Raw genomic sequence first — 26246 nt, 5'->3', positions numbered from 1 at the left:
TGCCTGTTATTGTTGTTATGCAACGGATGAAATGTTCACCAGGTCTTGGTCTGGTAGTCGTGATGGCCTTCCACGAAACGGATGGTGCCGGACTTGGAACGCATGACCAGCGAATGCGTGACCGTGCGGGTACCGCTGCGGCGGATACCGCGCAGCAGCGCCCCACCCGTAACGCCCGTGGCCGAAAACAGGACATCGCCCCGCGCCATGTCTTCCAGCGCCAGCTTGCGCGACGGATCGGCGCCGGGATTCATCTTGCGCGCGCGCGCGATCTGCCCGTCATCCTCAAACAGCAGGCGGCCCTGCATCTGCCCGTGGACGCAGCGCACGGCGGCGGCGGCCAGCACACCTTCGGGCGCGCCACCCGACCCCACGTAGATGTCGATTTCGCTGTCATCCAGGCACGCGGCGATGGCGGCCGCCACGTCACCATCACTGAGCAGCGTCACGCGGGCGCCAACGGCGCGGGCGCGCGAAATCAGTTCCTCATGGCGTTCACGATCCAGCGTGCACAGCATGAGTTCGGACACATCGCATTTCTTGGCGGCGGCCAGCGACTTCAGGTTGGCTTCGATGCTGTTGTCCAGATCCACCACGCCTTCGGGCAGGTAGGGGCCGACCACGATCTTGTCCATGTAGATGTCGGGCGCGTGCAGGAAATTGCCGCTTTCCGCCAGGGCTACAACCGTCAGCGCGTTGGGCAGGTTCTTGGCGCACAGGTTGGTGCCTTCCAGCGGGTCCACGGCAATATCCATGCCGGGACCGCCCGCGCCCACGTTTTCCCCGATGAACAGCATCGGAGCCTCATCCATCTCGCCTTCGCCAATCACCACGGTGCCGTTGATGGCAACCGTGTCGAACGCGCGACGCATCGCCTCCACCGCCGCACCGTCGGCTTCGTTCTTCAGGCCACGGCCTGTCCATGCCGACGCGGCCACGGCGGCCGCTTCCGTTACGCGGACGAGTTCGAGGGCAAGGTTGCGATCCGTAACCTGATAGGGATTATGCCGGGTGGAGGTCATGAAACACTCTTTTCCTGTTTTCTTGCTATAATTCGTCGGTTACGCAGCAACGGTGGCGCTGAGCGTGCGGCGCACCGCCACATGCCACCCTGCCACCATCCTGTCGCGCTGTGCCTTGTCCATTGTGGGGCGGAACAGCTGTCCGCGGCTCCAGGTGCCTTCGACTTCCGCAATGCTGTCCCATACCCCTGTCGCCAGCCCGGCCAGGAAAGCGGCGCCAAGGGCGGTCGTTTCGACCTGCTTGGGCCGCTCTACCGGCGTGCGCAGCATATCGGCAAGGAACTGGCAGAACCAGTCATTGACCGACATCCCGCCATCAACACGCAGTGCGCTCAGTTCCTCGCCGCCATCCTCATGCATTGCATCCATGAGATCAAGCGTCTGGTACGCCACCGATTCCAGCGCCGCGCGGGCAATATGGGCCGCCGTGGCATCCAGCGTCAGCCCGCAGATCAGGCCACGGGCATCCGGATCCCAGTGCGGCGCGCCAAGACCGACGAAACCGGGCACCATATAGACGCCATGGCTGTGCGGCACGCGGGTCGCCATGTCATCGGTCTGGGAGGCATGGGTAATCAGGTTCAGCCCGTCGCGCAGCCAGCGGATGGCGGCGCCGGCCACGAAAATCGACCCTTCCAGCGCGTACGTCGTCTCGGCGCCGATGCGGTAGGCGATGGTGGTCAGCATGCGGTTTTCGGACTGGACAGGCGTGGTCCCGGTATTGAGCAGCGCGAAGCAGCCCGTGCCGTACGTCGCCTTGGCCGTGCCGGGCCTGAAGCAGACCTGACCCACCATGGCGGCGTTCTGGTCACCCGCCATGCCCGCGACCTTCAGCGGTTCGCCAAACAGGTCGGCTTCCGTGTCGCCAAAGATTTCGCTGTTGGTGCGCACTTCGGGCAGGATGGCGCGCGGCACGTTGAACAGCGCCAGCAGGTCATCATCCCATGCACAGGTATGGATATTGAACAGAAGCGTGCGTGACGCATTGGTCGTATCGGTGGCATGCACGCGCCCCCCCGTCAGCCGCCACAGCAGGAAGCTGTCGATCGTGCCACAGGCAAGCTTTCCCTGCTCGGCCTGCGCGCGCGCACCTTCGACATTGTCAAGAATCCACGCAATTTTCGTGGCCGAGAAATAGGGATCCAGCAGCAGGCCGGTCCGTTCGCGCACAAGCGGCTCATGCCCCTGTTCATGCATGCGTGCGCAGACGGGCGTCGTGCGCCGGTCCTGCCAGACGATGGCGCGGTGAATGGGCTTGCCCGTTTCCCGGTCCCACACGACAATGGTTTCGCGCTGGTTGGTAATGCCGATCCCCGCGATCGTGCCCGGGCCACCGGCCATTTCAATGGCTTCACGCGCGGTGGACAGGACGTTGGACCAGATTTCCTCCGGATCATGCTCGACCCAGCCCGGATTGGGGTAATGCTGGGCAAATTCGGTCCGGGCGACCGAAACGGCGTTGATGTCACGATCGAAGACGATGCTGCGGGTCGAGGTCGTTCCCTGATCGATAGCGAGAATTCTGTTCTTCTTGTTCATTATCTTCTCCTGCCCTGACGGGCGGATACGGTTCTGGCCGTGGACGATGTTACGCCCACGGCCTGTTTTGTCACGAAGCCGATTTTGCAGCGACCGGCTGGCGGCCACGCAGGTAGGTGTCAAGCCGGCCTGCGTCCTCATCGGTCACATGCAGGCCCATGCGCGACCGACGCCACAGGATGTCCTCGGTCGTCTGCGCCCATTCGTGTGCGATCAGGTATTCCACTTCACGCGCGGTCAGGCCACCACCAAACTGCTCGCCCATATCAGCCATGCTGCGCGCATCACCGACGATTTCGGTGGCACGCGAACCATAATTGCGCACCAGACGCCAGCATAGCTGCGCATCAAGGAACGGGGCCTTTGCCGCAAGGCGGCTGACCGCGCCGTCAAACCCGCCCTCGCCCAAATCGCCGCCGGGCAGCACCTGATCGGCGGTCCAGCCCGGCGCGGACAGGACCGGCAGGAAGGACTGCAGTTTCTCCAGCGCGTGTTCGGCCAGCTTGCGGTACGTGGTGATCTTGCCACCGAAGATGGACAGCATCGGCGCCTGGTTGCCCTGCGTATCCACATCCAGCACGTAATCACGCGTTACGGCGGACGCGTTCTTGGCCGCGTCATCATATAGCGGACGCACGCCGGCGTAGCTCCACACCACGTCATCCGGCGTGACCGGCTTGGTGAAATAGCGGCTGACGCTTTCGCACAGGTAGGTGATTTCCTCGGGCGAGATCTCGACCCGGCCGGGGGCCTGCGTCCAGGGCACGTCGGTGGTGCCGATCAGGGTGAATTTCTGCTCGTAGGGGATCGCGAAAACGATACGCTTGTCCGGGTTCTGCAGGATGTAGGCCTGCGGTCCGTCAAACAGGCGCGGCACCACGATGTGGCTGCCCTTGACCAGCCGCACGTTCTTGTCGGAATCGACCTGCGCGCGCTCACGCAGCACTTCGCTCACCCACGGGCCACCGGCATTGACCAGGATCTTTGCCTGCACGGTCGTCTGGCTGCCATCGCGCGTGTTCTCGATCACCGCTTCCCACAGGCCATTCACGCGCCGTGCCTGCACAAGACGGGTACGGGTGCGGATATCTGCCCCGTGGGCCTTGGCATCCATGGCGTTGAGGACGACAAGGCGGCTGTCCTGCACCCACCCGTCGGAATAGGCAAACCCGCGCGCCAGCGTGCCGTTAAGCGGCTTGCCTGCCGAATTCGTGCGGAAATCAAGCGACTTGCACTTGGGCAGCGTCATGTTGGGCGCGAGGTGGTCATACAGGAACAGGCCAAGGCGCAGCATCCACGCGGGCCGTGCCTGCGGGGTATAGGGCAGCACAAACCGCATCGGCCAGATGATGTGCGGCGCGATACGCAGCAGGCGCTCACGTTCGATCAGCGCTTCACGCACCAGGCGGAATTCATAATATTCAAGGTAGCGCAGGCCACCATGGATCAGCTTGGTGCTGGCTGATGAAGTGTAGCTGGCAAGGTCGTCCTGCTCGACCAGCAGGACGGACGCGCCCCGCCCTGCGGCATCGCGCGCGATGCCCGTGCCATTGATCCCACCGCCAACGACCAGCAGGTCGAGCGGACCGCCCTGTGCCGCGGGGGTGCGGAATGTTTCGTCCTTGGACGCCATGGTAGATGTTCCTCCTGATACGGATGTTCGTAAACGAACATCATGAGCGTTTCAATAGGGAAAACGCACATCAGCCATGGCGTTCCGTGAAATATTTCATGCATAAATATTGCCGGCTTTAGACATAAATTCGCCATCTGCAGGTATTTATCTGTGCGGGCGGTTTTTGTGCATGTGCGAAAACGCACAGCAGATGCCGCCACCCCGCCCCCGCTGCTGTCTGACACGCACCAGCGCGGCATGCCCCCGAATCTGCCAGGCTGGAGAGGTTTCATGAAATATAGTGAAATAAAAGGAAAAAGGAGAAACTTTCCCCCCGGCCAGCACACGTTCCCCTTCCCGACCCGGATATGTTCGTTTAAGAACATGACAGGGCCGGAAACCCGCCACAAGGCGAACAGCCCATTCCCATCGAATGATAATAAAAGAATAAAGTGGGTTAAAATGCTAAAGAACAGACAGTTTCTGGGCGAACTGATATCAGAATGCATCGCGGTCATGATCATTGTCCTGATCGGCGATTCCGTGGCCGCCATGTACACGCTGTACGATCCCAGCCCCTACAAACTCTCCTACTGGGGGGTTTCCATTGTATGGGGACTGGGCGTGACCATCGCGATTTACGTGACCGGCAGCGTATCGGGCACCCATGCCAACCCGGCCGTATCGGTGGCGCTGGCGCTTTACCGTGGTTTTTCATGGCGCAAGGTGCCTGCCTACTGTGCGGCGCAGGTCCTGGGGGGCATGCTGGGCGCGGCCCTTGTCTATACGCTGTACCAGCCGGTCATAGACCATTACAACCAGTTGCATGGCATAAGCCGCGCCGATGGCGGGGCGGCGGGGGTATTCTTTACCCATCCGGGTGAATTCATCACGCCGCTCCATGCCTTCATGGATGAAACCATCCTGACGGCGCTGCTGGTCGGCGGCATTTTCGCGATTACCTGTGAGTACAATACCGTTGCACCGCAGGCCAATTCCAGCGCGCTGATCATCGGGTTGCTGGTGGCCAGCATTGGCGCATGTTCAGGCTATCTGGAGGCATGGGCCATCAATCCAGCCCGTGACTTCGGGCCGCGCCTGTTCTGTTTCCTGGCCGGATGGGGTGGTTCCGCCCTACCCTCGGCGGACAATTTCTGGTGGGTGCCAATTGCTGGACCGCTGCTGGGCGGCGTGATCGGTGCAGGCTGTTACCAGTTCCTGATCCGTCCGTTCATTCCACGTCACGCCAGCGCAATCATTCCCCCGGCCCCATAAGGCTTCCCATCCGCCGCCGGGTCGTCCCGGCGGTGTCATGTTTCAGCATGGGGCAGGTCCATGCCTGCTCCATCTGCATATCCGGGCCGGACCACGTCCCGGATAACTTCTTCCAAATAAAAAGTTTTTGGTGAAGCCGTTTCAGGAAGCTTCACAGAACGCCGCCTTTTTTCAAAAAGGCGGCACCCAGAACTTTTGATACTTAACGCTGCACCACGGTGCGAATGGCAAAGTTGCTCTGTATCCGGGCGACACCGGGCATGCGCGACAGTTCTTCCTTGTGGATACGTTCATAATCGGCGGCATCCCGCGCCTCGACCCGGACCAGATAATCGGCATCCCCCGTCATCAGGTAACATTCGCGCACATCGGCGCACTCGCGCACGCGGGCCTCGAACCGGCGCAGGCATTCCTCCGTCTGGCGTTCCAGCGTGATCTGCACGATCACCGTGGTCATGCCATGGACCGAACGTTCATCCACCAACGCGCGATATCCCCGGATCACCCCGTCCTTTTCCAGCATCCGCACCCGCCGCAGGCAGGCGGAAGGGGACAGGCCGACCTTCTGTGCCAGTTCGGCATTGCTCATGCGTCCGTCATGGCGAAGGTTGCGCAATATGGCGTCTGTCAGACGATCGAATGCCATGATGAATTTTCCGCTTATTTTCGTATATGATTGCGTACAGACAATTCGTAATTGCATAAAATTGCGTCAAACGACAGGACATTTTGTTTCAGTCGGCGTACGATCAACCTGTTCCGCCAGCCCGATGGAGTACACGCCCCATGTCTGACCTGCCTTCCTTCCCGCATGATACCGGCTGGGCCGCGCCGGGCGCGGGTGCGATGCTGGAAATCGACCTGGATGCGATCGCAGCGAATTACCGTCTGCTCAACGCCCGCACGGGCAACTCCCTCTGCGCGGCCGTGGTCAAGGCAGACGCCTACGGGCTGGGCGCCCACCGGGTTGCCCCCGCGCTGGAACAGGCCGGGGCGAATACCTTTTTTGTCGCCCATCTGGAAGAAGGCATCCGCCTGCGGCAACATGTTGCCCCCACCGCACGTATTTTTGTCCTGCATGGCCCGATGCCGGGAACGCAGGCCGAGTTCACGCGCCATGACCTGCTGCCGGTGTTGAACAGCATGGAACAGGTGGCCGGGTGGCGCGCGCATGCAGGCCAGATGGGCAATCCCCTGCCCGCCGCCCTGCAGGTTGATACCGGCATGTCCCGCTTCGGCCTGTCCGATGGGGATGTCACCGCGCTGGCGGCCAGCCCGGACCTGCTGGATGGAATCGACACGCAGCTGGTGATGAGCCACCTTGCCTGCGCCGATACCCCGGCCAATCCCGCCAACGCCATGCAGCGCGACCGCCTGCGCGCCATGGCCGGGCGCCTGCCAGCGGCCCCGCTGGCGCTTTCGGCCTCATCGGGGATCTTCCTTGGGCCTGATTACCATTTCGACCTTGTGCGGCCCGGTGCGGCGCTCTATGGCCTGGCGCCCAACGACGACGCGCCCAATCCCCTGCGCCCCACCGTGCGGCTGGGTGCGCGCATTGTCCAGCGCCGTACCATCAACGCGGGCGACGGCGTGGGCTATGGCCTGACATGGCGCGCCACCGGGCCGCGCCGGATCGCCACGCTGGGCATCGGTTATGCCGACGGGTTCCTGCGCCGCGGCGCAGACGGGGGCGGATGTGCATGGCTGGGGGACTACCGGCTGCCGATCCTTGGCCGCATTTCCATGGATTCCACCACCATTGACGTGACCGGCGTGCCCGAAGGCGTGCTGGCGCAGGCCACGCATGTGGACATGATCGGCCCGCGCCGCAGCGTGGATGATGTCGCCCGGTCCGCCGGCACCATTGGCTATGAAGTGCTGACGGCGCTGGGTTCCCGTTTCCATCGCGCGTACCTGACACAGGCGGCGTGATGCGTTTCCACCCGCCAGAGAAGGCATCTGTGTAATGAAAATCATCGTTCTGGGTAGCGGTGTCGTCGGTGTGACATCGGCATGGTACCTTGCGCAGGCAGGGCATGAGGTCACTGTGGTGGACCGTCAGCCTGAAGCCGGCCTTGAGACCAGCTTCGCCAATGCGGGACAGGTCTCGCCGGGGTATTCGTCCCCCTGGGCCGGGCCGGGCGTGCCGCTGAAGTCGGTCAAGTGGCTGCTGATGAAGTACCGCCCCTTCGTGTTCTGGCCCATGCCTGACCCGCACCTGTGGAAATGGCTGGTGCAGATGCTGGAAAACTGCACGACCGCCGCCTATGACCGCAACAAGGGCCGCATGGTACGCATTGCGGAATACAGCCGCGACGTGATGCGCGACCTGCGCGCCAGCACCGGCATCACCTATGATGACCGCCAGCAGGGCACGCTGCAGGTTTTCCGCACGCAAAAGCAGATGGACGCCATCGCGGGCGATATCCGCGTGCTGGAACAGTACAATGTTCCGTACGAAGTCCTGACACGGGAAGGCTGCGTGAGGGCCGAGCCCGGCCTGGCATCATCGGCGGACAAGATCGTGGGTGGCCTGCGCCTGCCGGGTGACGAGACGGGCGATGCCTTCCTGTTTACCCAGCGCCTTGCGGCCATGGCGGCGAAGGCTGGCGTCACCTTCCATTACGATACCCGCATCCGCACCATGACGAATGATGGTGGCCGCATTACCGGGATCGAGACCAGTCGCGGCCAGATGGTGGCGGATTCCTATGTCCTGTCACTGGGCAGCTATTCGCCCGCCATGGTGCGCCACCTCGGGCTGGACCTGCCGATCTATCCGGTCAAGGGCTACTCGCTGACTGCCGACATCGTGAATGAAAAGCAGGCCCCGGTCTCCACCATCATGGATGAGACATTCAAGATCGGGATCACCCGCCTGGGCGAACGCATCCGCGTGGGTGGCACGGCGGAACTGGCGGGCTTCAGCACAAAGCTGCGCGCGCCGCGGCGCGAAACGCTGGAACATTCGGTGACCGACCTGTTCCCCGGCGGCGGTAATATTGCGGCGGCCAGATTCTGGACCGGCCTGCGCCCGATGACGCCCGATGGCACGCCCATCATCGGCCGCACGAAATATGACAACCTGTTCCTCAACACCGGGCATGGCACGCTGGGCTGGACCATGGCCTGTGGTTCGGGCCGGGTGCTGGCGGACATCATGTCGAACCGCATGCCCGACATCCCCTACGAGGATCTGGGCATCTTACGTTACGGACAGTAAAAGACTGTCTGGAAATGGAAAGTTTCCGGGTGCTGCCTTTTTTAAAAAGGCAGCAAAAACTTCGTTATGTCCCAGTCTCTGTTTTTCCCGCTGCCACCGTGGCGGGAGAAAACCCATCAGGCAGGACATCCCCGCGCTGGCGCACGACCTGATAGACCGTATTGCGCAGCCAGCGATGCACCGGATCGCTGTCGCGCCGTGGGTGCCATGCCTGGAATGAATGCACCGGGGGCAGTTCGAACGGAAATTCGAACTCCTCGAGGTGCATGGACCGTATGGGCAGGTAATCAATGGCGATACCCGGCAATGGCAGGATCATGTCCGTCATGCGCAGGGTTTCCACCATGGCGTAATAGGTGGGCACGACCATCACCACCCGCCGCTTCAGCCCGAAACGTTCCTTCAGCACCGTATCGATCGGCCCATGCGGCCGCCCCCGGCGCGACACGCTTATATGTTCATACCGCGCGACCGAGGCAGGCGTGATCCCCTCGGTCAGGATGGGATGGCCCGCGCGCACCAGCGCGCGGAAGGACGTGGGAAAGATGCTCTGGCGGCGTATTTCCGAACGCATGTCGTCGGATGCGCCAAGATAAAGGTCGATCCGCCCTTCCCGCAGGTCGTTGCTGGGTTCTTCATCCGTTTCCGGCGCGAAGGTTATGGTGCAGCCGGGGCATTCGGCCCGCAATGCCGCAAGGATGGCGGCCCCGAACGCCCCCACGATCAGGTCATTCGCCCGCAGGGTGAAATGGGGGGACAGACCGGCAAGGTCGGGGGCGTCCTGCTCCTCCAGCAGGGAATCCGCCCCTTCCACCAGCGCCTGCACCCGTTCACGGATCCCCAGCGCAAAGGTGGTGGCGACCAGCCTGCGCCCCGACGCCACAAGGATGGGATCGCCAAAGACCACGCGCAGCTTGGCGAGGGTGCGGCTCATGGCGGCCTCGCTTACCTGCAGGCGGCGTGCGGCGTGGGAGACGCCTTCTTCCTCAATCAGGGCCTGGAGACTGCGCAGAAGGTCGAGATCGTAGCGTTTCCTCATGACCCTGCGTGACGTCCCCACTGTAAACCGGAATGAAACCGTCCCGATTATCCTGAAAAAACGGATTTGACCAATCCGCAAAATGAAAGTGTCACCTTACGCGATCATGGGTATTCGCGCACGCCCCCCGCGCCGATCATGTGTCTGTTTTCCCATCGGGACAGATAAATGTGAACGCCGCCCACGCCGCACCTTCCTATATCCCGCCCTTTGGCATCCGCACGGTCGTGGGGTGCCTCGGGGTGCTGCTGGCCGTGCATGTCGCCGGTTTCAATGAACACATCACGGAAATCGGCCTGCCCGATATCCGCGGGGCGATGCATATCGGCCACGACGAGGGCACGTGGTTCATCTCCATCTATGAATGTTTCAACATCGCGGCGATGGCGTTCACGCCGTGGTTCTACGTCACGTTTTCCATCTACCGCTTTACCCTGTTCATGACGGCGCTGCTGGGACTGCTGGCCATTCCCGCACCCTACATGCCCGACATGACCACGCTGTGCATCCTGCGCGCGGCGCAGGGGCTGTCGGCGGGGTGCCTGCCGCCCATTCTCATGACCGTCATGCTCAAGTACCTGCCTGCCCCCCTGCGGGTGTTCGGCATTGGCGGGTATGCCATGAGCGCAACTTTCGGCCCCAACCTTGGCGGCCCGCTGGAGGCGATGTGGTTCGAACATGTCGGCTGGCACTGGCTGTACTGGGAAACGCTGCCGCTATGCGCGGTGGCGGCGCTGATGATCGGCTGGGGCCTGCCGCGCGACCCGTCGCACTGGGAACGGTTCCGCAACTTCAACTGGCGTGGGTTCATGCTGGGGGTTCCCGCCATCATGTGCGTGGTGACCGTGCTGTATCAGGGCGACCGGCTGGACTGGTTCCGCTCCCCCGTCATCACGCACCTGACGTTCTGGGGCGGGGCGCTGTTCATTGCCTTCCTTGCACATGAATGGTTCCACCACAGCCCGTTCTTCCGCATCCAGTTCTGGGGCAACCGCAATATCGCCGCATCACTGCTGACGCTGGTGGCGTCGCTCATGATCTGCGGGCTCATGACGGAAATCCCGTTCACCTATCTTGCCGACATACGTGGCTACCGGCCCGTTCAGGCCGCACCCGTGGCGCTGGTGGTGGCGCTGCCGCAACTGGTCCTGCTGCCGCTGACGGCGGCGCTGTGCAATATCCGCGCGGTGGACTGCCGGTACGTGCTGGCCATCGGGCTGATCTGCCTTGGTGTTGCGGCGTGGCTGGGCACATGGCTGACACCGGACTGGGTGCGCGACAATTTCATGGTCATCCAGATCCTGCAGGTCTTCGGGCAGCCGATGGTGGTCATCCCCACCCTCATGCTGGCGGCCCTCGGGCTGGGGCCCGCGGACGGGCCGATGATCTCGGGCATGGTGAACATGCTCAAGGGCATGGCCAACGCCATCGCCACCGCCCTGTTCGAAGTCATGCTGCGCCGGCGCGAACAGTACCATTCCACCATGCTGCTGGACCTGCACGGCACGCATGGTACGGCGCTGTCGGGCATGGGCGACCCCATCGCCGGGCAGATCGCGGCCACGTCGCCCGATGCCGGGCACATAGCGCGGAACGCGCTGCAGATCTTCCATACCTACGTGCATGAACAGGCCACCGTCCTGGCGCTGGCGGACATCTACCTGCTGGTCATGTGGATCTGCGCCTTTTTCCTTGTCCTGACGGCAATCCTGCCCGGACGTATCTACCCCCCGCGTGCGCCGGTCCCCGCACCCGCCGCACACTGAATGATCGGGTCCAAAGCAATGCCCCACAAGAAACCCATCATCCTGGCTGGCGCCACGGTCATTGTCCTGGTTGCGGCCGCGTGGACGGCCGACCGGCTGGTATCGGGCAACGGCGCCAGCGAATATACCAACGACGCCTATGTCACGGCGGATTTCACCACCGTGGCGCCGAAGGTGCCCGGTCGCATCGACCGCGTGATCGCGCAGGATAACGAAGCCGTCCACCCCGGCGAGGAACTGGCCCATATCGAGGACGAGGACTATCGCGCAGCACTGGAGACCGCCCGGGGCGAAAGGGAAGCCGCACAGGGTGACGTTGCGAACCTTGAGGCCGAACTGGTGCGCCAGTCGGCCCTGATCGCACAGGCGCATGCCAGTGTCAGCGCGGATCAGGCGCAGCTTGTCTTTGCCCGGCAGAATGCGCGGCGGTACCACAACCTGTCGGCGGACGGGTCCGGCACGCTGGAACAGAACCAGGACAGCGCCGCCCGCCTGCTGGAAGCGCAGGCCCGCCTTGACCATGACAACGCGGCGGTCGAAGCCGAGACCGATCAGGTCGCGGTCCTACGCGCGCGCCTGCTGCATGCACAGGGCGCGCTGGAACAGGCGCGCGGGCGCGAACATACGGCGGCGCTCAACCTGTCCTACTGCACCATCCCCGCCCCGGTCGAAGGCGTGGTGGGTGAACGTGGCGTGCGCGTAGGGGCCTATGTCCATGCGGGCACCGCCCTGCTGGCGGTGGTGCCAACGCAGGCGGCGTACGTGCTGGCCAATTTTCAGGAAACGCAGCTGACCCACGTGCGCACCGGGCAGCGCGCGACGATATGGGTCGATACCTTCCCCGGCCACCCGCTGCATGCCCATGTGGACAGCCTTGCGCCCGCCACCGGCGTCGCCTTCGCCCCGATCCAGCCGGACAACGCCACCGGCAACTTTACCAAGGTGGTGCAGCGCATCCCGGTCAAGCTGGTGTTCGACCCCGGACAGAAGATGGCGGAACTGGTGCGCGTCGGCATGTCGGTCGAAGCCCGTATCGACACCGTAACCCCGCCCGATGGCCCCCACGCGACGGAGGCCCGCTATGTCTGGCAGTAACGTCATGCAGGCCGCGCGCCACCCGCGCGCCGCGCTGGCCTTCGGCATGATCGCGCTGGTTGCCGCCGGCTGCACGGTTGGCCCCGACTACCATCGCAAGCCCCAGCCTGCGCCCGCGACATGGCATGACAGCCTGCCGCCAGCCGAAAGCCATGTGACCGATGCGACAGTGGATGCGCAGTGGTGGACCATTTTCAATGACGCCACCCTGACCGCGCTGGAAACGCAGGTGGCGCAGGACAACCTTGACCTCAAGGCCGCGTCATGGCGCTTTGCCCAGAGCATGGCCGAACGCCGTATCGCCAGCGCCGCACAGTTTCCCCATGCCGAAGCCAATGCATCCTATGCCCGTGAACGCGCCAGCACCAATGGCATACTGGGCCTGCTGGGCACCATGGAACAGCAGGGCGCCGGCACGATCGCCAGCGGCACGCAGGGTTTTGGCCCCACGGCCATGCCCGGATCGATCGGCAACCCGTCCTTCAACCTGCCGCAGTACGGCATGAACGCGGCATGGGAAGTGGACCTGTGGGGGCATGTGCGCCGTCAGGTCGAAGCCGCCACCGCCGCCATGCATGCAACGGAGGACATGCGCCGGGGGCTTATGGTCTCGCTCATGGCGGAAACGGCGCAGGACTACCTTGACCTGCGTGGCGTGCAGGCGCGCATGGCCATTGTCCGGCAGAACATCGACCTGGCCAGCCACACGCTGCACCTGACCACGCGCCGCCTGGACGAAGGGGCCGCGACGCGCATGGACGTGGCTGATGCATCGGGCCAGTACGAGGAATTCCGCTCCCGCCTGCCGGTGCTGCAGGACCAGGAGGCGCATCTGCTCAACGCCCTGAGCTTCCTGGTTGCCCGCGAACCTGGCGCGCTGACCCAAAACCTTGGACCGGGGGGCGGCGTGCCGCCGGTGCCGCGTGAAATTCCCGTGGGGCTGCCATCGCAACTGGCGGAACGGCGGCCTGACATCCGCATGGCGGAAGAACGGCTGCATGCCGCCACCGCCAGCATTGGCGTCGCCATTGCCGATTTCTTCCCGCGCGTGACGCTGTCAGGCAGCCTTGATGTGCAGGCGCTGCAGTTCAGCGGGCTGGGCAGCTGGGCATCGCGCCAGTATGGTTTTGGCCCGACCGCGACCTTTCCCATATTCGAGGGTGGACGGCTGACGGGGCAGCTGCGCCTGCGCAAGGCGCAGCAGAAGGAAGCCGCCATCATGCTGCAGCGCACGATGCTCAAGGCATGGCAGGAAATCGATGATGCGATGGCCGACCTGTCATCGGCACAGAACCAGCGCGACCGGCTGGCCGCCGCGGTGGAGCAGAACCAGATTGCCGTGCGTACGGCACAGCGCCAGTATACCGAAGGTGCGGCCGCGTTCCTGAACGTGCTGGAAATGCAGGACCGGCTGCTTGATACACAGTCCCGCCTGATCGAGGCGGATGTCGCGGTCTCGACTTCCGTCACCCATCTGTACCGCGCGCTGGGCGGTGGATGGGAAAGCCGTTATCCCCTGCCGCAGCCACGCCGGAAGAAAGGCTGAAAAACTCTTATTATTCGGGGATATAACAGGAATTATTCCACTCCTGCCGTCATGGCGGCAATACAGGCCGTAGCCGTACGGCTGATCCCGTCAAGGCAGGCCAGTACCTCCAGCAGCCTGGCATTGCCGGGATCAGCCTTTTCCATATGGGCCAGCCGCCTGCGCGTGGCCCGGACCATGGCGACGCCACGCGGGCTGACCGGCCGGTAGCGCACCAGCACCCGCAACAGTTCGGTAATGACATCCGATACCGTATCGCGCCGCTGCCGCTTGATCTGACGCAGCAGCAGGATATTCAGCCCGACAGAAGAAAACATGAGCATGAGCCGAATACCGGCGGTAGCGGTGCGGTCCCCTTCCTGTGCCGCGTGGCGTACCATCCGCCCGATCCGGTCCACACTGGTACCAATCCACCACTGGGGTGACGGCGGCAGGGGCACAAGGCACAGTCGCCGCAGTTCACCACGTATATGCATGCCAAAGCGCAGCCGTTCATCCCGCGCGCGAAATGGCAGGACCAGCCGGAACACCAGCACGCTCAGCCCCACGGCCAGAACCGTGTGGAACGCACCATTCAGGAACGTGATTTCATCCACCCGGCTCTGGTTGCCGGGCATGAGCAGATTCGGCATGAGCAGCCCGTACGCCGCCGCGGCCCCCGCCGTGCCCCGGTTGCATTTGGCAAGGCCGCCCACAAACAGGAATATGCCCAGCACGAAGGCGAATTCCTCATAATCCGTCAGGTAAGGCAGGATCCACAGGTCAAGGCTGCCCGCGGCGACAGCCGACCATACCGCCCCCGACAGGAACCGCGTCGTACCCACAACCGGATTTTCACGCGTGGCGAACAGGCCGCAGACCAGCGTGGTAATGGCAATGAAGCCCATGCCACCGGGCCACGCCGTGCATTCATAAACAAAAGCCGCCAGCATGATGGCCGCGGCCCCGCGCAACCCGTTATAGAACGCCAGCCGGATATCGCGATGTCCCCCCAGGTGGAAACGGAAACGGTCATGCGGTGGCGGGCTGAAAATGGCATGGCAGTGTTCCAGCGCCGTTTCCAGATCATCCATCGTGGCCGCGAGTACGCCATGGGTAATGCGGGTCGTTTCCTGATCGCCGCGCACCGCACGCCGTTCAAACAGGGTGCGCAGGTGCATGACCTGCGCCCGCACGCCATCCAGCGCACCGGATTTCAGCCGACAGGCCGCCAGCCGGTCACACAGATGCAGCAGTTGCCCCCGTGTGTCCGCCATGACCCCGTCATCAGCCAGCATGGCGCGTTCCGCCCCACCGGACAGGCCGACAAGGCGGGTCACGAGAATCGAAACCTCCGCCAGTACGGCACGCGCATGATCGCCCGCATGCACCTGCCGCCCCATTTCGATGGCCGGGAATTCCAGCCCCTGATGGACTGATACCACCATGTCCGAAAACTCACCGGCATGGACCAGCGTGTCACGGTCATGCAGCACGATTTCACGCAGCAGCGTTCCCAGACGGTGCAGCACGTTTTCCACCTGCGCCACCATGGTGGCCTGCGCGCGCGTGGACAGGCTGACGGTGAACAGCATGGCCATCCCCGCCTCGCACACCACGCCCAGGATGATGTAGGTGGCGCGTGAAATGCCGATGAAAAACACGTTGTCCGGCGCGGATGCCGCCGCAACCGCAATGATCGAACAGGTATAGCCCGACAGCACGAAGGCATAGGAACGGAAGTTCAGGCAGAACGTGGCAAGGAAACTGCACAGCCCGATCCATGTCGCCACGGCGGGAAAGAACAGCCATGACTGCTGTGGAAAGGCGGCAATGAACACCACCGCCGCGACAGCGCCGACCAGCGTGCCCACGATACGCCACCGCGCCTTGGACATGCTTTCGCCCCGGCGCACCTGTGCCACCGACCATACGGTCGCGACCGCCCATTGCGGGCTGTCCAGTTCCATCCACAGCGCAATGGCCAGCGCCACGATGGATGCAATGGTATTGCGCAGCGCGAACGCCACCGCCTGTGGCGTGGGACAGAACAGCCAGCGCAGCATGTCCCCACCCACAGGCCAGCGCATGCCCGGCCCGGGCATGAAGCGGGAAATATTCATCTGATCCTGCCCGTCATGGCATGGCGGACACGTTTTACTTCCCCTTACGGAAGCCGTTTGCCCATGGAAATCGTCTCAGGGCGACCTAGCGGGCAGGAACCGCCTTTTCATACGGGCGGTACCGCGCGGTCCATACGGCGTCCTTCAGCGCGGTCTCGACTGTTTCGGGCGATGCCTGGGGGGCCACGCCTTCCGCCTGTCCCTGCCGGATCACGGCCCGTGCCACGGCCATTGCCACGGTGCGCAGTTCGGATACGGGCGGCAGCAGCGGGACTGTCGCCTGATCATCCGCCCCGGCGGCGGGCGAAAGCCCCGCCAGCGCGTGGGCCGCGGCAAGGAACATGCCATCCGTCATGCGCGTGATGCCACCCGCCACCACCGCAAGCCCCACGCCGGGAAAGACATAGGAATTGTTGATCTGGTCCACCGGGCGCTGGCGTCCGTCATACGCCACCGGGGCGAACGGGCCACCGGTGCCGATGATCGCGCGCCCCCCCGTCCATTCCAGCAGGTCGGCCGGTGTCGCCTCGATATTGGCGGTGGGGTTGGACAGGGCGAAAATGACCGGGCGCACGGACTGACGCGCCATGGGGGCCACGATGTCACGGGTAAAGGCCCCGCCCTGCCCCGATGTGCCGATCAGCATGGTGGGACGGACATTTTCCATTACCTCGGCCAGCGTGACATGGGCGGGATCCGCCACATTCCATGTTGCCGCGATATCGGCAGGCTGCACGAAGGGACTCTGGCCTTCGGTCACGCCGTCCATGCCCGCACGCACAAGGCCGTTGATATCGACCATGAAGAAACGGCGATTGGCCTCATCAGGCGTCATGCCGTCAGTCACCATCATCTGCGCCAGCAGGTCGGCAATGCCGCAACCCGCGCCACCTGCGCCAAAAATGACGATCCGCTGCTGCGCCAGCGGGGCCGCGCCGGCGCGGATCGCGGCCAGAAGCGCGCCCGCCGTGACCCCTGCCGTGCCCTGGATATCGTCATTATAGGTACACATACCGTCACGATAACGGCGCAGGATCCGCAGCGCGTCCGCACCCGACAGGTCTTCCCAATGCAGGGCGATATTGGGCCAGCGCGCGTTCACGGCGGCCACGAATTCGGCAATGAAGGCGTCATAATCCGCCCCGCGCACGCGTTTGTGCCGCCAGCCGATATATTCCGGGTCTTCCAGCAATGTGGCGTTATCCGTGCCGACATCCAGCAGGATGGGCAGCGCGCGGGCCGGGTCCAGCCCGCCACAGGCGGTATAGAGCGACAGCTTGCCAATGGGGATGCCCATGCCATTGGCCCCCTGGTCGCCAATGCCAAGGATGCTGCCGCCATCACTGGCCACGATCACGCGCACCCCGTCCCATTGCGGGTCGGACAGGATTTCGGCAATGCGGCCCCGATCGGTGTAGTTCAGGAACAGGCCGCGCGGCCGGGTCCAGATATGGCTGAATTCCCGGCAGGCCCGGCCAATGGCGGGTGTGTAGATGATGGGCAGCCACGCTTCCAGCGCCTGATCGATAATGGCGTAGAAAAGCGTTTCATTCCTGTCCTGGATTTCACGCAGCGCAATATGTCGCGAAAAGTTGTCCGGCAGCGCCGCCAGCAGCGCACGGGCAAGGTTGGCCTGTTCTTGCAGCGTCGCGATGCGTGCGGGCAGCAGGCCATGCAATCCGAACAGGTCACGTTCACGGCTGTCGAATGCATTTCCCTTGTTCAGAACTGGACAATCCAGAAGTTCCCTGCCTGACAGCGCTGTTTTGAGGGAAGTGTGACAGGTGGACTGGACTGTATCCGACATAAGAACCCGATATTGCGATAACAGTTGAAGAGTGCGCAGGATACGGATCTGCACATCTTCGTGTAGGGCATACGATTGCACGCCAACCGTACGTCAGACGCAATCATGGGACGCCTTATGCCGGATGAAATCAGTGACCTGAAGTTTTTCTGCATCCTGACCGCATCGGGCAGCATTGCCGGGTGCGCACGCGCCATGGGCATGTCGCCTGCCGCCATGAGCCGCCGCCTCAGCGCCATGGAAACCCGCCTGGGCACGCGCCTGGTCACCCGCACGTCGCGTCATTTCGCCCTCACGGCGGAAGGCCAGCGCCTGCATGAGCACGCGGTCAGGATCATGCAGGAAGTGGAGGAAGCCGAGGCCGAACTGACGGCGCGCGCCGGTATTCCGCACGGTCTGCTGCGCGTGGGCGTGCCATCGGAAATCGGGCGCAAGCTGCTGGCCGGTGTCGTGGCCGCCTTTGTCGGGCAGTATCCCGATGTCACCGTACACCTGACCCTGTCGGATGCGGGGCTGGATGTGATCGATGATGGTCTGGACATCGCCATCCGCCCCGGCATGCCATCGGATCAGGAAGTCATGACCACCAGCCTTATAAACAGCCGCCGCGTGGTATGTGCCTCCCCCGATTACGTCGCGCGCCGGGGGTTGCCCGCCACACCGCATGACCTGCTGAAACATGACTGCATCTGCCTGATCCGCCGCCAGCGCATATTCAATGAATGGGCCTATCTGGACGGCAAGGTGCGCAAGGAAATCCACGTCACCCCCCGCCTTGCCACGTCCAGTAGCGAGGTCGTGCATGACTGGGCCGTAAACGGGCGGGGCATTGCGCTGAAAGTGCTGTGGGATATTGCCGATGACCTGAAATGCGGTCGGCTGATCGAATGCCTCAGCACCTATGCGTGGGAGGACGTGACACTGTATGCCGTCTATCCATCCCGTGCGCATCTCCCCTCGCGCACGCGGTTTTTCCTTGATTTTGTCCGACGTGAACTGCGCCAGAACTATTTCGGTACGTAAGGGGCCGCCATGATGGGGTCCAACGCCGCCTTTTTGAAAAAAGCAGGATATTCACGACCGTCCACCGTAATTTGCCCGAATGCGTTCATCGAGATAGTCCCGGGCGGTAATGGGCGCGTATTTCTTCCGTGGCCCCTGAATGACCGCGTCACGGTTGGCCTGACAGAAAAACGGCAGTGACAGGCGCGGGCCAAGATACTCATCGCGCCGGGGCATGCGCACCCGGTGCAGGGTGGATTTCAGGCGGTCATCGCTCCAGCGCATCAGCATGTCACCGATATTGCAGGTGACCGCGCCCGCCACCGGCGGCACGTCGGTCCATGCCAGCGTATCCGTGCCCCGTGCATCCGCGTCCCTGCCGGGACAGACCTGCAGGCCGCCCTGCCCCGGCCGCTGGTGCAGCAGGGTCAGGCAGTCGAAATCGGAATGGGCGCCAGCACGCCAGAATTCGAAATCCGCGTCACGGGCATTTTCCATGCTCATGTAATGGATCAGGCGCAGGGTACTCTGGTACTGCGCGGATGCGGGATCGTGGTTACGGGTAAAGAAATCCGCATCGAACCCCAGCCTGATTGCGAAGCACGACAGGATTTTCATCCCCAATACCCAGTTCTGGCGTTCGAAACGCCGCATGCGGGCCTGAAATCCGGGCAATATGCTTTCAGCGGGCCATGTATCCGCCCCCATCTGCGGCAGGGTGATCTGGTAGGATTCCTTGTTATCCGGGGTGCCGGTGGATGGACGGACCTGCGCGCGGTATTCCCACCCGACATTGGAGCCAGGGCGGCGGGCGTAATGCGTCTTCTGGTCCATGGGCAGTTCAAAGAACCGGCCGGCTGCGGCAAAGGCAGCGTCCACGTCCGCCGTGTCAATACCGTGATTGATGACCTGAAAGAAACCGACCCGTGTTGCGGCGTCCCACAATGCATCGGTAATGACGGGTTTGCGCCTGTCGTAATCCGACAGGTCGATCATGGGTATGTCGCGGGTAATGCAGGTGCCTTGCCCGCCGATCATGGCCTCACGATCAAGTTCGGGCCGCGCGTTGCCATATGGGGGTACGGGTGAAGGGGACATGCGGTGTTCTCCGGCCAGAAGGTTCTTCCTGCCGGGCACGCGGGGTATACGGGCATGGCGCGATCTTCCCGTCCCGGTGCAACCGGGGGTGATGAAAACGCACCATCATATATTACGCCCTGTACGCCAGCGGCCCACAAATCAGGAACTGATTGGTGTGGAGCAATGCCCAGGATAAAATCCCGACCGCTTCTACTCGCCCCATGACAACACCATGCCGGGGCATTTCCCGTCAAGACCGGAAACCACGCGGGTTGGCCTTATCCCTGCGGCAGCCAGACGCTGCAGCATGTACCCTGTCCCGGCGTGCTGGTTATGTCCAGACGGCCACCATGACGGTCCACGATATGCCGGACAATGGCCAGCCCCAGCCCCGTTCCCTGATCGCCCCCATTACGCCCGGCAGGCTGGGATACACGATAGAACCGTTCGGTCAGGCGGGGCAGGTGCTGCGCCGCGATGCCCGGGCCATTATCACGCACCGAGATCACAAGCCCGCCGGTTTCCAGCCACCGCGCCGCGACATCGATACGCGCCACGGCCGGTGGCGCGGGGCGGCCATAACGCAGCGCGTTTTCACACAGGTTGACCAGCACCTGCAAAATCTGGTCCGCATCCCCCCGCACCGTGCCGGCGGGCGGGGCATGGATGATGACGGCAGCGCGGTCTTCCGCCGGTTTGCCCTGCAGTTCATCATTCAGACGCGCAAACAGGTCAGGCAGCACGACCTGTCCCTGCGGGCGCTGGTGTTCAAGCATCTGCACGCGCGACAGGTACAGCAGCCGATCAATCAGGCGCTGCATGCGGCCTGCCTGCCGGGCCATGATGGCAAGGAATTTCTGCCTTGCCACGGCGTCGTTCGCGGCAGGCCCCTGCAATGTTTCGATAAAGCCGATCAGGGCGGCAAGCGGGGTGCGCAGTTCGTGGCTCGCATGGGCGACAAAGTCACTGCGCGCGCGATCCAGCGCATCACGCGCCGTGGCGTCCAGCAGCACCACCACGCAGGCGGAATGGCCATGCCATGACCCTGACTTCACGAAAGCCTGCACCACGCGGCGGACGGGCACATCGGCCTCGATCCGTACCTCGCTCACGCCGCCGGGTTGCAGATCGGCCACGGCGCGCTGCAGGGCGGGATGACGGATCAGGGTGCCCAGCCCTTCGGCAAATTCAGACTGCGCACGGGTCGCGGCATGCAGAAGCCGCCCCCCGCGCGACAGCACGACCAAAGCGACAGGCAGTTCATCAACCGTAATCGTGTCCGCATCCCCGATGGCGACAGGGTCCGCCAGCGCGCGGGCGGGGAACCGGCGCACCCCACCGGCAGAGGACGCGGCCAGGTGCATGCCATACCCCCCCGCGACCGCACCAATCACCAGCCCCACCACCATCAGAACAAGCGCTGTCACCCCATTCTCCCATTCCCGGCCTGCGCAGGGCATGACACGGGCGATACCATGATGCCGGGACAGCGGAAAGCAGAATGATTTTTGTAATAAAATTACAATTTGTGCGGTGCAAAACTAATATAATTCCACACATATTGACATTTCGATAATTTTAAAATATGGATCGATCATCATAAAAATAAAAACAATGGTTGAATAAAATCATGATCCACCCGATCCCGCACCGCAGCGCATCTGTCCGCTTTTCCGAATGCGTCCTGTACGTGCCCGTACTCTGATACGGCAGCACGTACCCCAGGCATCCTTGCCGCGTTTTCACGCCCCGCCACCCGGCCCGGCCACGAGAAAATCGACAGATGACGAGACAGACACGCCGTGCCCATGACCGGCATGGCCGCCATCCATTCCCCCATGCATGCCGGTGGCTGCTGGCCGTAAGCACCATGGCGCTGCCAGCCCACCGCGCCCTTGCCCAGGCGGCATTGCCTGCCGCCCCCACGGTTCCCTCCCTTGTCACGTCCGGCGCGGTTTCCGCCATGCCCGCAACAGCGGTGGCGCCAGAGGGCATGACATCGGAACGCCAGATCAGCCTCAACCTGGATGTGGAACGCCTGGGCCCGACGCCCGCGGCCATCCGCAGGCCCCCCAACACGCCCATTCCGCCCAGTGGCGTGCCGACCTACCCGTCTGCCGGGTTGGCAACCATGAGCGTCGCACCCGTCAGCAGCCCCGGTGACAACCGGGCGTTCCACAAGATCGAACTGGACGCCATCCTGACCCATCACGAGGGGCCGTCCGGGCTGCTGCCCGAATGGATCGACGCGCAGCATGACACCGACCTGGAGGACCCGTACTATGTCCCCACCGCCGGCAGCGGCCATCTGGTCCCGCAACTCAACCCGTTGCGAAAGAAGCTGCTGGATCATGGCGTAAGCTTCGCCTTTACCTACAAGGGCGAAGCGATGGGCGTGATCAATGGCGGCGTGGAACGTGGCATGAGCTACGTGCATGAACTGACCGCGCAGGTGAACTTCGACCTTGAAAAAATGGCGGGGATAACCGGCTGGTCGGTCCACACGCTGGTGATGGAGCGCGCGGGCCATGCCGTAAGCCATGACCGCGTGGGGGAATATTACGTCAACCTGCAGGAAGTCTATGGCCTGTCGGGCAACGTGGTGGCCCACCTGGTGGATTTCTATGCCGAAAAGAAGATGCTGGACAACCATCTGGACATCACCTTCGGCCGAATGGCGCTGACCCATGTGTTTGCAACATCCCCCCTGCTGTGTTCGTTCATGGTCACGTGTTCCGCGCCCGTGGCGCTGAAGCTGGACCCCGGTTTCAGCGTGTACCCGAAGGCGACATGGGGTTCGCGCATCCGCCTGCGCCCCACGCGTGACACCGCCATCCAACTTGGCGCGTATTCGGTCAGCGCCCTGACCGACAACCCCAGCGGCTGGGCCTGGGGCAGTGAGAAGGCGACCGGCCTCATGCTGCCGGTCGAATTCACGTGGCAGCCCTTCCTGACCCGCAACCGCCTGCCGGGGCATTACGTGCTGGGCTATGCGCATGACACCACGCGCTATCCCGACCAGATCGGCATTGGCCTGCCCCCTGCCCTGCGCACGGCGGCGGGACATCAGCGCTCGGCGCCCATGGACATGTTCTGGTTCGAAGGCGACCAGATGGTCTATCGCCGGGGTGGGCGTAACCAGATGGCGGGTGGCTACCTGATGGCGGGTTACATCCACAACACCCCGCATGTCACCTCGATTTCGGATGAAGCCTATGGCGGCCTGTCCTTTGCCGGTGTCATTCCATCGCGGGTTACCGACCGGCTGGGCATTATGTACTCATGGTACCATGTCAGCCACCGCAAGGAGGAAGGGCAGATCCTGCGGTATGAAGCCGGTTATTCGCTGGGCACCGCCGTGCGCGCGCCACAGACGGATTCCCATATCATCGAAGCCTATTACGCCATTGACGCGATGCCGGGCATACTGGTCCAGCCGGAATTCGAGTACATGATCCGCCCGGGCGAGACCAAACATATTCCCAATGCCGCGCTGGTCGGGCTGAAGGTCATCGCCAACCTGTAACATGCCTGTCGCGCATTGGTGAAAAAAGCCCCGTGTCCCCTGTGGTGCGGGGCATTTTCGTGCCCGGGTTGCAATTGATAATGCGAATTTGTTGCATTTAAGAGACACACGGAAACGAAGCGTTTCTGGCGTTATTGCGAATAATTATCAAAATAGCTATGCAGCCTTCATGCAATTAAGAGGCTGTTGCAATATGACAAACCAGACCATCCGCCAGAAACTCAGGCCTTTCTCCCTGCTCACCGCTTCCATGGCGCTGGCCTGCGCGGCCACGGGCGCACAGGCCGCGACACAGGACACGACATCCACATCCGCGACCGGCAGCAGTAAACAGGCCCGGACAACCACGGCGTCGGATACCGATACGACGGACCTGTACAACCATTCATCCGATACATCCCATGACCTGACCCATGTCACCGCATCGCCGATGAATGTGCTGCATGAATCCATCGGGTTGAGCCGCATGCCGCAGGACGCCATGCACACGCCACAGAACGTGAACGTGGTGCCGCAGGTGCTGATGCAGCAGCAAAATGTCAAATCCCTGGATGAAGCGCTGAAGAACGTGCCCGGCATCACCGCATCGGTGGGTGAAGGCGAAGGCGGCATGGCGGGCGATCAGTTCCTGATCCGTGGTTTCGCGGCCCAGAACGATATTTATGAAAACGGCCTGCGTGACTTTGGCGTCTATACGCGCGACAGCTTCTATTATGACCATGTTTCGGTCATCAAGGGCCCGTCATCGGAAGTATTCGGTAACGGCACCACGGGCGGCGCAATCAATATCGTGACCAAGACCCCGCATCTGGGCAACAGCTACCAGGCCAGTTTTTCGGGTGGCAGCGGGTCCTATTACCGCGGCACGCTGGACGTGAACTACCAGTTGAACAGCACGACCGCCTTCCGCCTGACGGGCATGGGCAACGAAAACAATGTCGTCGGGCGTGACGACATCTATTCCCACCGCTGGGGGATCGCGCCGTCCATCGCCTTTGGTCTGGGCAAGAAAGTGTCGTTCGTGCTGGAATATTTCCACCAGAACGATAACCGCATTCCCGATTACGGCGTGCCGGTCGTATATTCATCAGCCAACGCCATTGGCCGTCCTGTTACCGAATACGGCGTCAAGCGCAGCAACTGGTATGGCACCACCTATGACCAGGACAATTCCAGCACGGACATGATCACCGGCCGTCTGACGGCCAGGGTGAACCCGATCCTGACCTTGTATAACGACATGCGCGGCGGCATCTTCCACCGCTATTTCTCCGCATCACAGGAAGCGTGCTCGAACTTCAGCAGTGGCGCCGTGCTGACCAACAACACGTTCAATGGTGTGTCGCCTTCCTCCACCTGCCAGTCCGACTTTTTTTCCTCCAACCCCGGCGCAGCCCAGGTGGCGCGTAATGGCGGGGTCGGTGGCCCCGAACCCTACCGGCAGAGCGACTGGTCCATACAGGACGTGTTTTCCGGCGTCGCCCACCTGAAGACCGGGCGGATCCGGCACGAGATCATCGGCGGGTTCGACATCGAATACGTGACCGACCACAGGCAGAACTACGCCTATGGCTCCAACCGCCCTGGCACCAGCCTGCTTGACCCCTCACCCTACGTGCCCGGCCTGACGCTGGGGGACTGTAACCAGTATCCGAACCGGCTGGTCAATATCGGCAATGGCGTCGGGCGCAAGTGCTACAAGGACAGCGACGCGCTGGATGTGGGCTTCTTCCTGTCCGACCAGATCTGGTTGACGGATTACCTGTCGGTGAAGGCCGGCTTCCGCTGGGACAACTGGAACAGCCATTACAGCGCCACCGGCGGCAGCACCGCGACACCGGATGTGCATTACGGGCAGAACGAAACCACCATCAACCCGTCCGTCAGCATCATGTACACCCCGCGCAGCAACCTGATGGTGTATTTCAACTGGTCGGAATCCACCACGCCGCTGAGCATGTACGTCACCAACAGTTCCGAACCCATGAACGCCAAGAACGCAAGCGCCGCGCCCGAACGCAGCAGGCTGTATGAAGTGGGTGCGAAATACAGCGCCTTCCACGACCGCGTCGGCTTTACCGCGGCCCTGTTCCGGCTGGAAAAGAACAATTCGGTGCAGACCGACCCTTCCACCGGGGACATTACCGCCACCAGTGACCAGGAACGCAACCAGGGACTTGAACTCAGCGCATCGGGCACCCTGCTGCCCAACTGGATGTTCTATGGCACCTATGCCCTGTATGACCCCACCATCACCAAGGCCGGGTCCGCCACATCCAAGCAGGGCGGGCAGATCCAGTACGTGCCCCATAACCAGGCCACGGCGTGGACCAGCTACGAGATCGCCCCGCGCAAGCCATGGAACATGACCATTGGCGGCGGCATCACGTGGCGGCAGGGTGTATGGCTGGATCAGGCCAATACGGCGCGCGTGCCCGCCACGGTGGAATTCGACGCCATGGTGTCCCACCATTTCGCCGACCACTGGAAAGTGGCGATGAACGCCTATAACCTTGATAACCGTCTGAATTACGGCAGCCTGTTTTCAAACCGGGTGACGCCGTCTATCGGGCGGTCGTTCCTGTTCAACATCTCGGCCCAGTACTGAT

The 26246-nt window shown here is 62.8% G+C and carries 18 protein-coding genes; 9 read left to right on the top strand and 9 right to left on the bottom strand.

The window, feature by feature from the left end; all coding sequences use genetic code 11:
* Positions 1 to 35 precede the first annotated feature (35 nt).
* From glpX to glpD, 3 genes are all read right to left on the bottom strand, one after another.
* Positions 36 to 1022: a class II fructose-bisphosphatase gene (glpX, locus tag S101446_RS01910; protein ID WP_010507481.1), complete on the bottom strand. Its 987-nt coding sequence runs from the start codon at positions 1020 to 1022 to the stop codon at positions 36 to 38.
* Between the two features lie 39 nt (positions 1023 to 1061).
* Entirely contained in the window at positions 1062 to 2561 is a 1500-nt protein-coding gene (gene glpK / locus S101446_RS01905; RefSeq protein ID WP_010507480.1) for a glycerol kinase GlpK, read from the bottom strand.
* Positions 2562 to 2631: 70 nt separating this feature from the next.
* Positions 2632 to 4194: a glycerol-3-phosphate dehydrogenase gene (glpD, locus tag S101446_RS01900; RefSeq protein ID WP_087607437.1), complete on the bottom strand. Its 1563-nt coding sequence runs from the start codon at positions 4192 to 4194 to the stop codon at positions 2632 to 2634.
* Positions 4195 to 4638: 444 nt separating this feature from the next.
* Here glpD and S101446_RS01895 point away from each other — a divergent pair, with 444 nt between their 5' ends.
* Entirely contained in the window at positions 4639 to 5451 is an 813-nt protein-coding gene (locus tag S101446_RS01895) for an MIP/aquaporin family protein (protein WP_019086028.1), read from the top strand.
* Positions 5452 to 5653: 202 nt separating this feature from the next.
* Here the strand turns inward: S101446_RS01895 and S101446_RS01890 are convergent, their stop codons facing one another.
* Complete coding sequence (locus S101446_RS01890) at positions 5654 to 6097, bottom strand: Lrp/AsnC family transcriptional regulator (protein ID WP_019086029.1); 444 nt, start codon at positions 6095 to 6097, stop codon at positions 5654 to 5656.
* Between the two features lie 140 nt (positions 6098 to 6237).
* On the opposite strand from S101446_RS01890, the gene alr reads away from it, so the two are divergent.
* Both alr and S101446_RS01880 read left to right on the top strand, forming a co-directional pair.
* Entirely contained in the window at positions 6238 to 7383 is a 1146-nt protein-coding gene (gene alr, locus S101446_RS01885; protein WP_087607436.1) for an alanine racemase, read from the top strand.
* A 34-nt stretch (positions 7384 to 7417) separates the two neighbouring features.
* Positions 7418 to 8674, top strand: a complete 1257-nt coding sequence (locus tag S101446_RS01880; protein ID WP_087607435.1) for a D-amino acid dehydrogenase — start codon at positions 7418 to 7420, stop codon at positions 8672 to 8674.
* A gap of 64 nt (positions 8675 to 8738) precedes the next feature.
* On the opposite strand, the gene S101446_RS01875 is transcribed toward S101446_RS01880, so the two are convergent.
* Complete coding sequence (locus S101446_RS01875; protein ID WP_010507473.1) at positions 8739 to 9713, bottom strand: LysR substrate-binding domain-containing protein; 975 nt, start codon at positions 9711 to 9713, stop codon at positions 8739 to 8741.
* Between the two features lie 170 nt (positions 9714 to 9883).
* On the opposite strand from S101446_RS01875, the gene S101446_RS01870 reads away from it, so the two are divergent.
* From S101446_RS01870 to S101446_RS01860, 3 genes are read left to right on the top strand one after another with little or no spacing between them, the layout of a single operon-like run.
* A complete protein-coding gene (locus S101446_RS01870) occupies positions 9884 to 11479 on the top strand; it encodes an MFS transporter (protein WP_087607434.1) in 1596 nt (531 codons plus the stop codon).
* Positions 11480 to 11497: 18 nt separating this feature from the next.
* Positions 11498 to 12574 carry an HlyD family secretion protein gene (locus S101446_RS01865; RefSeq protein ID WP_010507470.1) on the top strand — a complete coding sequence of 359 codons (1077 nt, stop codon included), beginning with the start codon at positions 11498 to 11500 and terminating at the stop codon, positions 12572 to 12574.
* Entirely contained in the window at positions 12561 to 14120 is a 1560-nt protein-coding gene (locus tag S101446_RS01860) for an efflux transporter outer membrane subunit (protein ID WP_408884629.1), read from the top strand. Before S101446_RS01865 ends, S101446_RS01860 begins: the two co-directional genes overlap by 14 nt.
* Positions 14121 to 14152: 32 nt before the next feature.
* Here S101446_RS01860 and S101446_RS01855 read toward each other — a convergent pair whose 3' ends face one another.
* Complete coding sequence (locus S101446_RS01855) at positions 14153 to 16222, bottom strand: FUSC family protein (RefSeq protein WP_087607432.1); 2070 nt, start codon at positions 16220 to 16222, stop codon at positions 14153 to 14155.
* A gap of 85 nt (positions 16223 to 16307) precedes the next feature.
* The gene (locus tag S101446_RS01850; RefSeq protein ID WP_087607431.1) at positions 16308 to 18029 is read right to left on the bottom strand and encodes an NAD-dependent malic enzyme; all 1722 of its coding nucleotides are present in this window, start codon (positions 18027 to 18029) and stop codon (positions 16308 to 16310) included.
* A gap of 105 nt (positions 18030 to 18134) precedes the next feature.
* Here S101446_RS01850 and S101446_RS01845 point away from each other — a divergent pair, with 105 nt between their 5' ends.
* Positions 18135 to 19052 carry a LysR family transcriptional regulator gene (locus S101446_RS01845; protein WP_244184385.1) on the top strand — a complete coding sequence of 306 codons (918 nt, stop codon included), beginning with the start codon at positions 18135 to 18137 and terminating at the stop codon, positions 19050 to 19052.
* A 51-nt stretch (positions 19053 to 19103) separates the two neighbouring features.
* Here S101446_RS01845 and S101446_RS01840 read toward each other — a convergent pair whose 3' ends face one another.
* Together S101446_RS01840 and S101446_RS01835 are read right to left on the bottom strand one after the other, a co-directional pair.
* Entirely contained in the window at positions 19104 to 20129 is a 1026-nt protein-coding gene (locus S101446_RS01840; protein WP_087607429.1) for an isopenicillin N synthase family dioxygenase, read from the bottom strand.
* A gap of 260 nt (positions 20130 to 20389) precedes the next feature.
* Positions 20390 to 21571 carry an ATP-binding protein gene (locus S101446_RS01835; RefSeq protein ID WP_087607428.1) on the bottom strand — a complete coding sequence of 394 codons (1182 nt, stop codon included), beginning with the start codon at positions 21569 to 21571 and terminating at the stop codon, positions 20390 to 20392.
* 323 nt (positions 21572 to 21894) lie between these two features.
* On the opposite strand from S101446_RS01835, the gene S101446_RS01830 reads away from it, so the two are divergent.
* Together S101446_RS01830 and S101446_RS01825 are read left to right on the top strand one after the other, a co-directional pair.
* Entirely contained in the window at positions 21895 to 23637 is a 1743-nt protein-coding gene (locus S101446_RS01830; RefSeq protein ID WP_087607427.1) for a carbohydrate porin, read from the top strand.
* A gap of 193 nt (positions 23638 to 23830) precedes the next feature.
* The gene (locus tag S101446_RS01825) at positions 23831 to 26245 is read left to right on the top strand and encodes a TonB-dependent receptor (RefSeq protein WP_087607426.1); all 2415 of its coding nucleotides are present in this window, start codon (positions 23831 to 23833) and stop codon (positions 26243 to 26245) included.
* Position 26246 lies beyond the last annotated feature (1 nt).

Origin of the sequence: Komagataeibacter europaeus (assembly GCF_002173515.1) — a bacterium.
In the GTDB taxonomy this organism is placed as follows: Bacteria; Pseudomonadota; Alphaproteobacteria; order Acetobacterales; family Acetobacteraceae; genus Komagataeibacter; species Komagataeibacter europaeus.
This window is presented reverse-complemented; position numbering and strand designations above follow the sequence as displayed.

Excerpts from the sequence above, each read along its gene's own strand:
- glpK (WP_010507480.1), bottom strand. The coding sequence starts at position 2,561 with ATGAACAAGAAGAACAGAATTCTCGCTATCGATCAGGGAACGACCTCG.
- S101446_RS01825 (WP_087607426.1), top strand. The coding sequence starts at position 23,831 with ATGACAAACCAGACCATCCGCCAGAAACTCAGGCCTTTCTCCCTGCTC.
- S101446_RS01880 (WP_087607435.1), top strand. The coding sequence starts at position 7,418 with ATGAAAATCATCGTTCTGGGTAGCGGTGTCGTCGGTGTGACATCGGCA.
- S101446_RS01835 (WP_087607428.1), bottom strand. The coding sequence starts at position 21,571 with ATGCCCTGCGCAGGCCGGGAATGGGAGAATGGGGTGACAGCGCTTGTT.
- glpX (WP_010507481.1), bottom strand. The coding sequence starts at position 1,022 with ATGACCTCCACCCGGCATAATCCCTATCAGGTTACGGATCGCAACCTT.
- S101446_RS01840 (WP_087607429.1), bottom strand. The coding sequence starts at position 20,129 with ATGTCCCCTTCACCCGTACCCCCATATGGCAACGCGCGGCCCGAACTT.
- S101446_RS01865 (WP_010507470.1), top strand. The coding sequence starts at position 11,498 with ATGCCCCACAAGAAACCCATCATCCTGGCTGGCGCCACGGTCATTGTC.
- S101446_RS01845 (WP_244184385.1), top strand. The coding sequence starts at position 18,135 with ATGGGACGCCTTATGCCGGATGAAATCAGTGACCTGAAGTTTTTCTGC.
- glpD (WP_087607437.1), bottom strand. The coding sequence starts at position 4,194 with ATGGCGTCCAAGGACGAAACATTCCGCACCCCCGCGGCACAGGGCGGT.
- S101446_RS01855 (WP_087607432.1), bottom strand. The coding sequence starts at position 16,222 with ATGAATATTTCCCGCTTCATGCCCGGGCCGGGCATGCGCTGGCCTGTG.
- S101446_RS01830 (WP_087607427.1), top strand. The coding sequence starts at position 21,895 with ATGACGAGACAGACACGCCGTGCCCATGACCGGCATGGCCGCCATCCA.
- S101446_RS01875 (WP_010507473.1), bottom strand. The coding sequence starts at position 9,713 with ATGAGGAAACGCTACGATCTCGACCTTCTGCGCAGTCTCCAGGCCCTG.
- S101446_RS01850 (WP_087607431.1), bottom strand. The coding sequence starts at position 18,029 with ATGTCGGATACAGTCCAGTCCACCTGTCACACTTCCCTCAAAACAGCG.
- S101446_RS01890 (WP_019086029.1), bottom strand. The coding sequence starts at position 6,097 with ATGGCATTCGATCGTCTGACAGACGCCATATTGCGCAACCTTCGCCAT.
- S101446_RS01895 (WP_019086028.1), top strand. The coding sequence starts at position 4,639 with ATGCTAAAGAACAGACAGTTTCTGGGCGAACTGATATCAGAATGCATC.
- S101446_RS01860 (WP_408884629.1), top strand. The coding sequence starts at position 12,561 with ATGTCTGGCAGTAACGTCATGCAGGCCGCGCGCCACCCGCGCGCCGCG.
- alr (WP_087607436.1), top strand. The coding sequence starts at position 6,238 with ATGTCTGACCTGCCTTCCTTCCCGCATGATACCGGCTGGGCCGCGCCG.